This window comes from Variovorax sp. 01T439_2 (assembly GCF_056398445.1).
The window spans coordinates 1-6,796 of record NZ_JBFTPJ010000233.1 but is presented as its reverse complement, the minus strand read 5'-3'; the positions used below and the strand labels follow the sequence as shown (position 1 = coordinate 6,796).

8 protein-coding genes and 1 pseudogene are annotated in these 6,796 nt (G+C 70.8%); 1 reads left to right on the top strand and 8 read right to left on the bottom strand.

Going from position 1 to position 6,796, the window contains the following annotated elements:
• The 8 genes from AC1DOC_RS13170 to phnG all read right to left on the bottom strand — a co-directional run.
• Positions 1-585, bottom strand: a 585-nt coding sequence (locus AC1DOC_RS13170) for a phosphonate ABC transporter ATP-binding protein (RefSeq protein WP_478129903.1), incomplete at its 3' end; no start/stop codon positions are given.
• Between the two features lie 112 nt (positions 586-697).
• The gene (locus tag AC1DOC_RS13165) at positions 698-1,855 is read right to left on the bottom strand and encodes an alpha-D-ribose 1-methylphosphonate 5-triphosphate diphosphatase (protein WP_018905752.1); all 1,158 of its coding nucleotides are present in this window, start codon (positions 1,853-1,855) and stop codon (positions 698-700) included.
• Positions 1,852-2,568: a phosphonate C-P lyase system protein PhnL gene (gene phnL / locus AC1DOC_RS13160; RefSeq protein WP_018905751.1), complete on the bottom strand. Its 717-nt coding sequence runs from the start codon at positions 2,566-2,568 to the stop codon at positions 1,852-1,854. The genes AC1DOC_RS13165 and phnL overlap by 4 nt, the downstream gene beginning before the upstream one ends.
• Complete coding sequence (gene phnK, locus AC1DOC_RS13155; protein WP_018905750.1) at positions 2,565-3,356, bottom strand: phosphonate C-P lyase system protein PhnK; 792 nt, start codon at positions 3,354-3,356, stop codon at positions 2,565-2,567. The genes phnL and phnK overlap by 4 nt, the downstream gene beginning before the upstream one ends.
• The gene (locus AC1DOC_RS13150) at positions 3,353-4,249 is read right to left on the bottom strand and encodes an alpha-D-ribose 1-methylphosphonate 5-phosphate C-P-lyase PhnJ (protein WP_018905749.1); all 897 of its coding nucleotides are present in this window, start codon (positions 4,247-4,249) and stop codon (positions 3,353-3,355) included. The genes phnK and AC1DOC_RS13150 overlap by 4 nt, the downstream gene beginning before the upstream one ends.
• Positions 4,246-5,340 carry a carbon-phosphorus lyase complex subunit gene (locus tag AC1DOC_RS13145; protein ID WP_018905748.1) on the bottom strand — a complete coding sequence of 365 codons (1,095 nt, stop codon included), beginning with the start codon at positions 5,338-5,340 and terminating at the stop codon, positions 4,246-4,248. Before AC1DOC_RS13145 ends, AC1DOC_RS13150 begins: the two co-directional genes overlap by 4 nt.
• A gap of 1 nt (position 5,341) precedes the next feature.
• On the bottom strand, positions 5,342-5,974 hold the full coding sequence (gene phnH, locus AC1DOC_RS13140) for a phosphonate C-P lyase system protein PhnH (protein WP_436289947.1): 633 nt from the start codon (positions 5,972-5,974) through the stop codon (positions 5,342-5,344).
• The gene (phnG, locus tag AC1DOC_RS13135) at positions 5,971-6,489 is read right to left on the bottom strand and encodes a phosphonate C-P lyase system protein PhnG (protein WP_018905746.1); all 519 of its coding nucleotides are present in this window, start codon (positions 6,487-6,489) and stop codon (positions 5,971-5,973) included. The genes phnH and phnG overlap by 4 nt, the downstream gene beginning before the upstream one ends.
• Before the next feature lie 75 nt (positions 6,490-6,564).
• Here phnG and AC1DOC_RS13130 point away from each other — a divergent pair.
• Positions 6,565-6,796 (top strand): annotated as a pseudogene (locus tag AC1DOC_RS13130) (hypothetical protein); the annotation flags it as partial.

Sequence of the window (6,796 nt, the reverse complement as noted above, 5' to 3'; positions counted from 1 at the left end):
GATCTCCATCACCTTGCGCGAGGACTCGGGGTCGAGCGATGCAATGGGTTCGTCGGCCAGCACCACCTTGGCGCCCTGCACCAGCGTGCGCGCAATGGCCGCGCGCTGCTGCTGGCCCCCCGACAGCGTGGAAGCGCGTTGCGCATGGCAGTCGGCAATGCCCACGCGCCCCAACGCTTCCAGCGCCAGCGCGCGCTCCTGCGCCGTGAACATGCGCAGCCAGCTGCGCCACCACGGCATGCGGTGCAGCGAGCCGACGAGCACGTTCACCAGCACCGGCAGCCGCGCCACCAGGTTGAACTGCTGAAACACGAAGCCGACCTGCGAGCGCACCTTGCGGATGTCGCGGTGGATGCGGCCGCCCTTCTGCACGCAGCAGCCGTCGATCTCGATCAGCGAATCGGTGCCGCCATCGGCGGCCACGAGGCCCGCCACATGCCGCAGCAAGGTGGACTTGCCGGAGCCCGAGGCGCCGATCAACGCCACCATCTCGCCGCGGTTCACGGCCAGGTTGACGTCGCGCAGCGCATGCCGGCCGTTGGCGAAGTTCTTGTTCAGTTGGTGGATGCGCAGGACACCGGTCATCTTGGATTCCAAAGTCGTCTAGACAAGTGAAGTCTCGCGAGGCGTCGTGACATGCGCGCGACAGCTGCGCGACATTGCGGCGACAGCCACGGCAACGCCCCCGAAGACGCCCTCAGATCACGCGCCGGCCCTGGCGCCACACGCCGCGTACCACCGGGTGCCTGGCACCGTCGGCCATCTGGGTGATGCGCACCTGCACCAGGTCGGCGCGCAGCCCCGGCTCCAGGCTGCCACGGTCGTCCAGGCCGGCCGCGCGCGCGGGTGCGCGGCTCACCATCGCCACCGCTTCGGGCAGCGTGCAGATGCCCTCGTCCACCAGCCGCATCACGGCGCTCATGAGGCTGCCGGGCACGTAGTCGGAAGAAAGGATGTCGAGCAGGCCCTGGCGCGCCAGCTCGGCCGCGGCCACGTTGCCCGAGTGCGAGCCGCCCCGCACCACGTTCGGCCCGCCCATGATGTTGGCGAGGCCGCGTTCGCGCGCCGCTCGCGCGGCCGCCAGCGTGGTCGGGAATTCCGACATGCTGGCGCCCTCCGCATGCGCCTGCTCCACATGCGCCACGGTGGTGTCGTCATGGCTCGCGAGCGCAATGCCGTGCACGCGGCAATGCTCGACGAAGTGCTGGCGGTGCGGCTCGGCATAGCGCGTCTGCAGCAGCACGGCCTCGGACACGCGGCGGTCGAACTTGTCATCGCTCCAGCCCTTCTTGCCAGTGTAGTAGACGCGCGCCACCTCGATGTTCTCCCACTGGCGCTGGCCCGGCGTGTGGTCCATGAGCGAGATCATCGACAGGCGCGGGTGCTTGCGGAACGGCTCGAACAGCTCGATGGTGTTGGGCGCCGGCAGCTCGCAGCGCACGTGCAGGTGGTGGTCGGCGCGCAGCAGGTCGCTCTCGATGCAGCCGTCGAGCACGCCGAGCAGCGTGTCCCAGGTGCCGCCGCGCAGGCTCTCGGGGTCGGCCTCGCCCACGCCCAGGGCGTCGAACACCGTGGTGATGCCGGCGGCGGCCACCTCGGCGTCGTGCGCGAGCAGCGCGGGCATCTCGGCCCACTGCACCTTGGGGCGYGGCATCAGGTGCCGCTCCAGGTTGTCGGTGTGCACCTCGACCAGGCCCGGGAACAGGTAGTCGCCCTCGAGGTCGAAGGTGCCCGCCGCGGTCGCGCCGCTGTCCAGCGCCTCGATGCACCCGCCGGCCACCGAGAGCGCGCCCAGCACCACCTCGCCGGCCAGCACCATGCGCGCGTTGGAAAAGACGATGGGTGCTGCGCTCATGGCCGGGTGCTCCTGAAGTCGCCCACGTTGACGCGGCGGGTGGCCACGGCCGCGCCCACCTCGGCGTCGTGGAAGATGCCGACGATGGCCGCGCCGCGTGCCGTGGCTTCGCGGATCAGTTCGATCACGGTGGCCGTGTTGGCGGCATCCAGCGATGCGGTGGGCTCGTCCAGCAGCAAGAGCGGCTTGGGCTTGATCATGTTGCGCGCGATGTTGATGCGCTGCTGCTCGCCGCCCGAGAAGGTGGCCGGCGGCAGGTGCCACAGGCGCTCGGGAATGCGCAGCCGCGCGAGCCAGCGGCGCGCCTCGGCGCGCGCGGCCTCGATGCCCGCTGGGTCGTCGCCCGCATCCTCGGCCAGCGGCTCGGCCACCACGTCGAGCGCGGGCACGCGCGGGATCACGCGCAGGAACTGGCTCACATAGCCGATGGTGTCGCGCCGCAGGCGCACCAGCTCGCGCGGCGCCACCTCGGTCAGGTCCACCGGGCCGGCCGGCGCCTGCACCGTGATGCGGCCCGCGCTCGCGCGGTAGTTGGCATAGATGAGCTTGAGCAGCGTGCTCTTGCCCAGGCCCGAAGCGCCGTCGAGCACCACGCATTCGCCCGCGCTCACGCGGAGGTCGACCGCGTCGAACACCGGCAGCTCCAGCTGGTTCTGTTGGTGCAGCGTGAAGCGCTTGGCCACGCCCTGAAGAAGAAGCAAGGGGGTCGTCATGGTTGGAGCACCGAGGAAACGAGGAGTTGGGTGTAGGCGTGCTGCGGGTCGTCCAGCACCTGGTCGGTGAGGCCGGTCTCGACCACGCGGCCCTGCTGCATCACGACCATGCGGTGCGCGAGCAGTCGCGCCACCGCCAGGTCGTGCGTGACCACGATGGCCGCGAGCTGCATCTGCCGCGTGAGCTGGCGCAGCAGGTCGAGCAGGCGGGCCTGCACCGACACGTCCAGGCCCGAGGTCGGCTCGTCCATGAACACCAGCCGCGGCTGCGTGACCAGGTTGCGTGCGATCTGCAGGCGCTGGCGCATGCCGCCCGAGAAGGTGCGCGGCGTGTCGTCGATGCGCGCCGGATCGATCTCCACGCGCTGCAGCCAGTCGGCCGCGGTGGCGCGCACGCGGCCGTAGTGCCGCTCGCCCAGCCCCATGAGCCGCTCGCCCACGTTGGCGCCGGCCGAGACATCCATGCGCAGGCCGTCGGCCGCGTTCTGGTGCACGAAGCCCCAGTCGGTGCGCGAGAGCAGCCGCTGCTGGGCCTCGGTCATCGCGAACACGTCCTGCAGGCCGCCGCCGCGCACGTGGAACTGCACGCTGCCGGCGTCGGGGCGGCTGCGCGCGGCAATGGCGTCGAGCAGGGTCGACTTGCCCGAGCCCGATTCGCCGACCACCGCCAGCACCTCGCCGGGCCAGAGGTCGAAGGAGGCGTCGTGCAGCGCCACGCGGTCGCCGTAGCGCTTGCCGACGCCGCGCACGCGCAGCAGCGGCAATGAGGAAGCTGGCACGGCGCTCATGCGAGGGCTCCGTCCACCGTGGCCGAATCGGTCGCCGGATCGGGCGATGTGGCAATCGCCGACTGCTGCCGCGACTGGCAGTAGTCGGAGTCGGAGCACACGTGCATGCGTGCGCCCTGGTCGTCGGTGATCACTTCGTCGAGGAAGCTGTCGGTCGCGCCGCACAGTGCGCAGGGCGTGTCCCAGCGCTGGATCTCGAAGGGGTGGTCCTCGAAGCTCAGGCTTTCGACCGGCGTGTAGGGCGGCACCGCATAGATGCGCTTCTCGCGGCCGGCCCCGAAGAGTTGCAGCGCAGGGTTCATGTGCATCTTGGGGTTGTCGAACTTGGGGATCGGCGACGGCGACATCACGTAGCGGCCGTTCACCAGCACCGGATAGTCGTAGGTGGTGGCGATGTGGCCGTAGCGCGCGATGTCTTCGTAGAGCTTCACGTGCATCAGGCCGTACTCGGCCAGCGCATGCAGCGTGCGCGTGGTGGTCTCGCGCGGCTCCAGCCGCTGCATCGGCTCGGGCACCGGCACCTGGTAGACCAGCACCTGCCCTTCCGACAGCGCCGCCTCGGGGATGCGGTGGCGCGTCTGGATCAGCGTGGCCTGGGCCGTGCGCGTGGTGGTGTCCACGCCCGTGGTGCGCTCGAAGAAGCGGCGGATGTTGACGGCGTTGACGGTGTCGTCGGAGCCCTGGTCGATCACCTTGAGCACATCGCGCGGGCCGATCACCGCGGCCGTCACCTGGATGCCGCCGGTGCCCCAGCCGTAGGGCAGCGGCATCTCGCGCGAGCCGAAGGGCACCTGGTAGCCCGGAATGGCCACGGCCTTGAGGATGGCGCGGCGGATCATGCGCTTGGTGCGCTCGTCGAGGTAGGCGAAGTTGTATTCGGTGGTGGTCGTCATTCGTGGTCTCCCGCGCCGGCGGCGGCGCGCATCTTCCGCACGAGCTCGAGCTCGGACTGGAAGTCGACGTAGTGCGGCAGCTTCAGGTGCTGCACGAAACCCGAGGCTTCGAGGCTGTCGCTGTGCGAGAGCACGAACTCCTGCATCTGCGCGGGCGCCTCCACGGGCTCGCCGAGCTCGTCGGCGCGCAGCGCGCGGTCGACCAGGCTCATCGCCATGGCCTTGCGCTCGCAGTGGCCGAAGGCCAGGCCGTAGCCGCGCGTGAACTGCGGCGGCTCGCTCTTGCTGCCCGCGAACTGGTTGACCATTTCGCATTCGGTGATCTCCAGGTCGCCGATGGAGATGGTGAAGTCGAGCTCCTCGGGCGCAAGCTCGAGCTCCACGCTGCCGAAGCGGATCTCGCCCACGAAGGGGTGGCTGTGCGAGTAGCCGCGCTGCGTGGAATAGGCCATGGCCAGCAGGAAGCCCTCGTCGCCGCGCGCGAGGTTCTGCAGCCGCGTGGCCCGGTCGGCCGGAAAGCGCAGCGGCGCGCGCGTGAGGTCGACCGGTGCGGGGTCGCCGGGCGGCACCGGGCGGGTTTCGATCAGCCCCTCCTGGTTCAGCAGATCGACCACGCGCGGCGTGGCCGCGGCGGGCGGCTCGGCCGCATCGGCCGCGGGCGCCGGCGCGGCCTGCTGCCGTCCCTCGGCCAGCAGCGTGAAGTCGAGCAGGCGCTGCGTGTAGTCGTGCGTCGCACCCAGCACCTGGCCGCCGGGCAGGTCCTTGAAAGTGGCGGAGATGCGGCGGTCCAGCGCCATGCGCGAGGTGTGGAGCGCCACGCTGTGGCCGAGCCGCGGCAGCGTCGCGCGGTAGGCGCGCAGCAAAAAGATGGCCTCCACCATGTCGCCCGAGGCCTGCTTGATGGCGAGCGCGGCCAGTTCGGGGTCGTAGACCGAGCCCTCGGTCATCACGCGGTCGACCGCGAGCTTGAGCTGCTCGCGGATCTGGCGCACCGACAGCTCCGGCGTGCCGGTGTCGCCGCGGCGCTGGTCGGCCAGCAGCCGGTAGCTGGCGAGGATGGCGGCTTCCCCGCCCTTGACGGCAACGTACATCTCAAGCCTCCAGTTCGATGCGGGTGGTGCGCGGCAGACCGACGATGCGTTGCGGCGCGGCCAGGAACACATCCACGCCGCGCGGAAACAGCGCGTGGTTCGCGGACCATTGGGTGGTGAAGGCCGGTGCCAGGCCTTCCACGGCGATGGCGCTGCGGTCCTGGATGCCGGGGCCGCGCAGCGTCCAGCGCGGTGCGTTTCCTTCGGCCGGTGCAGACACGTCCATCACGTTGGCCACGTCGATCACGCAGGTGGCCGACTGGTCCGGATAGGCGTCGCTGCCCTGCGCGAAGGCATCGAGCGGCGGGCATGCATCGCCTTCACCGATCCACGCGAACTGCGCCTGCGCGGGCGCGTCGACCAGCACGCAACCGGTATGAAAGCGCAGCCATGCGGCCGCGTCGCTGCCCGCGAGCGATGGCGATAGCCAGAGGCGGCAGTCCGGGTCGAGCAGCGCCAGCAGCAGCGCGGCCGAGGCGCCGTGCCCCTGCGACGGCACCTGCGCATCGTGCGACAGCTCGACGACGTGGCCCGGATGCGCGAGCGCCTGCAGCGCCGAGCGGAACACCGCCTGGCTGCCGAGCGCGGCATCGGTGAATCCCGCGCCCAGGGTGGAAAGCATGTTGGCGTTCATTCGGAATCGTCCTCGTCCATGTCGGCGCCGCCGGCTTCGCGCGCCACCGTGAAGAACTCGACCTTGCTGCCCTGGGCGCGTGCATGGCGCTGTGCGCGCAGCGCCGCGAGATGCGCACGCACCGGCGCCAGCAGCCGCGCATCGAGCGCGGCCTGCTGCGCCGGGTCCTGCAGCAGCGCGTCGGCCACGGCCGCGAGCTGCGCATGGCGATGCGAACGGCCGAGCACATAGGCCACGCCCACCGCGGCGCCCGGCTGCGGCGCGGTGCCGCCCAGGCGCAGCGCGCAGCGCGTGACCGTCACCTCGCCCAGGTTGAAGCGCTCGCCGGTGCCGCCGGCGCGGCCCTGCACCATCACCAGGCCGGTCTCGGGTGCGCGCAGCCACTGGGGCGGGGTCTCGGCGTGCTGCGCGAGCGCCGGTTCGAGCAGCGAGACGGGCGCGCGCGCCAGCATCGCGAGCCACTGCGCGCGGCGCAGCGGGCGGGCCGCGGGTTCTGTGTCAAAGGCATGAAACATGAGAGTGATACGCTTGAAGTTGTATAGACAAATTCGGCAACTGACGCGAGCTTAGAGAGCGCGCAAGTAGGTTTAATGACAAGCACGACGACGACCCCTGCCTCCGCGCTGGCTCCGCGCTCCTCCTCCACCAACACCGAACGCACCGCACGCGACAGCTTCTGGATCCGCATTGCGGCCGACCTGGCCGAGGCCATTGCGCGCGGCGTGTATTCGCCGGGCCAGCGCCTGCCCTCCGAGTGCGGCCGACCAGGCCGAGGCCATTGCGCGCGGCGTGTATTCGCCGGGCCAGCGCCTGCCCTCCGAG